Here is a 3,242-nt window from a genome sequence, read left to right on the forward strand (position 1 = left end):
GCCTAGAAACTTAGTAAATAACCCTTATTAAACTCCAAAAGCAACAAAGTTTACGAAAAGAGCCTTTGTAAAAAAGCCTAACTGATGAGGGTAAATAAACAACTCATGAGTCAGGCTGATCAACGTGAATCCAAACTTAATTTCGCTAGATAACTTCTTACTTTTGGAAACTTGGATTGATGACATCTTCTGCTTTTGGCTCTGTTTTAAGCAGCTTTTGATCTTTGTAAAACGAAATCGCATTTTCTGTTGATTGATAGATCGAACCTTTTGCACTTTCTGTCCCAAATAACTTTTCGTTATCCTCTTTCGAGAAGAATTTCAAACCAGTAACAGTTCCTTCAAATTCTTTGACATCAATGTTCAAACCTTTAGCCATAATTTCGTCCGCTTCTTTTTCATGTTCTTTCCAGTAGGTCATTGCTTCGCCCATCGCCTTAACAAAAGCTTTCACATCTTTAGGACGGTTTTTAATTACATCTTCTTTAAAGCTGACCGTATCGACAATGATTCCAGATAAATCTTTGGTTGTTAACAAAACTTTACCGTTTGCTTGTGCCCCTTTGGATAACCAAGGCTCCCATGTAACAGCGGCATCCACTTTACCAGCTGCAAAAGCAGCACCCGCATCCCCGGCAGACATTTGCACCACTTGTACGTCTTTTTCAGTTAATCCACCTTGTTTTAAGGCTTGTAATGCGAGCATATGGCTTGTTGAACCAACTTCAAATGCTACTTGTTTGCCTTTTAAATCTTTGACACTATTAATTCCCTTTTTAACGAGAATCCCGTCCCCGCCGTAAGAATCATCCAATAACCAAACTACTTGAACTGGGATTTCTGATGCCGCTAAGGAAACCTGCACATCCAGCGCCGTTGCCATTCCATCAATTTTCCCACTGGCTAATGCTTGTTTACGTTCACCTAATCCTTCTACAATGGAAAGTTCTACATCAATCCCATTCTTTTTGAAAAAGCCCTTTTCTTTTGCTAAAAATAACGGACCATATCCTGTCCAAGTTGGCAGTGTCACTTTCAATGGTTCAGACGACTTCCCATCCTGTGCACTACTTGCCGCATCCTTTTTACCACATGCTGCTAGTGCGAATAACAACACCAGCGAACAAACAACCAATAACCATTTCTTCATTCAAGATTCCCCCTTGTTTTTAATAAAAAGTATCGCTAGTTTGATAGAATGGCAGTTTTTTAGCCATGTTGCACCTTAAAACGGTATCACGTATGAAGAACACCGGGTAACATACTCTTACCTAACTCGTCGGCTTGACGAACGGCTCCGATCACCATTTCAGGTGTGACTTCAAATGGCATATTTGCCATATCCTCGATGGTAACGGTAATATTACCAAACTTCAGCCACTGACTTTCTGTTAAGTTCGTTATTCCCATTTGCTTTAAGGTAAAGGGAAGTCCTACCTCCTGGTAATAACTTATTAACTTTTTCAGTTCTTCCTCGCTTGTATTCTCCATACACAACTGTGCAAGAATCCCAAAGGCAACAATTTCACCATGATAGGTGTGGTGAACTTCAGGAAAAATCGTTAACCCAGAATAAATCGCATGGGCTCCGGCTGTCCGGCAGTCATCCCCGCCGTACCCACTGACACTGCCACTGACTAAAATAACGGTATCGATGATATCTTCTAACTCATTTGTCACTGTTTGGGATCGAACGGATGTTACGGCCTCTTTCCCAATTTGAAGCAACGTTTGATAAACTTGACCTGCTATCGCTACGGCAGTCTGATTTAATACGTTTGGTGTCGCTTTTTTCACAGAGGATTTCGTCTCGAACCATTTAGCCAATGTATCGCCAATACCAGCTATTAAAAAACGAACCGGTGCCTTTAAAATGATTTCTGAATCGACTAAGACTAAATCTGGAGCTTTTGCCCGTCGTTCAATTCCAATAAATTCACCTTCATTGCTATAAAGAATTGTAATCGGCGTAGCAGCTGCACAGGTAGCTGCGATGGTTGGGATGGCAATTAACGGTTTGTTAAGTTGGTAAGCAACCGCCTTAACCGTATCAATTGCTTTGCCTCCACCAGTGGCAATAAGAACATCGATATTTTTATCCGTTAATTCGGCTACTAATCTATCGATATTCGTTTGAGAAGATTCTCCCCCATACCAAAGCGAATGCTTCAATAATATCCCATGCGCTAACAAACTCTTTTGCAATGAAACTTCTACAAGTTCTCTACTAATTTGTCCTCCAATAAGAGCGGCAGTTTTTCCGAAGTTTTTTATGTATGTTCCCGCTTCTTCTAGTAAACCCTTATTTCTAATATATTGAGCTGGTCCAACTGTTACTTTCATATTCCACCCCTTCTTCACTCTTGCAGCATTAGAAACGAATAACATTCTTTTAATATAAATATTCAGTTATTTTATGTCAATATATTTTCTTAATATTCTATAATCAATTGAATATGCAAAAATAAATATAAAAATACAAAGGAAATGTTATTTAGAGATATTATTACTTATTATTCCTGTATAAATATAATTAACTGTCCATCTCTTCGCCTTACTATCTCCCCCTTTCTCATCACTTAAAAATAGTGCAAGTTTCGTGCCAATTTTAATCTATTCCGTATTTTCTGATTTTTCTAAACACTGAAGGTTGACTTATTCCTAATGCTTTTGCCATATCTATCGTTGTTTTGTATTGTTTCCTAGCTTTCATTAGCACTTGCTTTTCCACACTATCAAGAATTTCATTCAAAGAACGATTTCGATCATCAACAGACGTCTCATCTGTATAAGACTTTCGGAATTGAGCAGGTAAGTTTTCGATTTCAATCAATTGTTTCGGTGACGTGACAACCAGTCTTTCAATTAAATTGATTAGTTCACGGACATTTCCTTTCCACTCTTGAGTAAATAACAGATGTAGAACACCTTCATCAAGGTTCCGTTCACGACCATACTTTTGTGAAAAATACGTTAAAAAGTGTTCAATTAACGGAATAATATCAGTGGAACGCCTCCTTAATGGCGGAATGGTAATGGGTACAACATTTAACCGAAAAAAGAGGTCGTGTCTAAAGGTTTTTTCTTCTACCGCTTTTTCTAAGTCTATATTTGTTGCGGCAAGGATCCGGAAATCAACGGTCCTAAGCTTCGTTCCACCGACACGATAAAATTGCTTCTCCTGAATAAATTTGAGGATTTTTACTTGATTGGCTAACGACAACTCACCAATTTCATCTAAA

At 38.4% G+C, this 3,242-nt stretch carries 3 protein-coding genes; all 3 read right to left on the reverse strand.

From position 1 onward, the window contains the following. Positions 1 to 157 precede the first annotated feature (157 nt). The gene (locus tag V7137_RS25910) at positions 158 to 1,150 is read right to left on the reverse strand and encodes an ABC transporter substrate-binding protein (RefSeq protein WP_335700741.1); all 993 of its coding nucleotides are present in this window, start codon (positions 1,148 to 1,150) and stop codon (positions 158 to 160) included. 86 nt (positions 1,151 to 1,236) lie between these two features. Continuing rightward, entirely contained in the window at positions 1,237 to 2,343 is a 1,107-nt protein-coding gene (locus V7137_RS25915; RefSeq protein WP_335700742.1) for an iron-containing alcohol dehydrogenase family protein, read from the reverse strand. Between the two features lie 265 nt (positions 2,344 to 2,608). Next, the coding region (locus V7137_RS25920; RefSeq protein ID WP_335700743.1) for a sigma 54-interacting transcriptional regulator at positions 2,609 to 3,242 on the reverse strand (634 nt) is incomplete at its 5' end.

It is taken from the genome of Neobacillus drentensis (assembly GCF_036962765.1).
Taxonomy (GTDB): Bacteria; Bacillota; Bacilli; order Bacillales; family Cytobacillaceae; genus Neobacillus; species Neobacillus drentensis_C.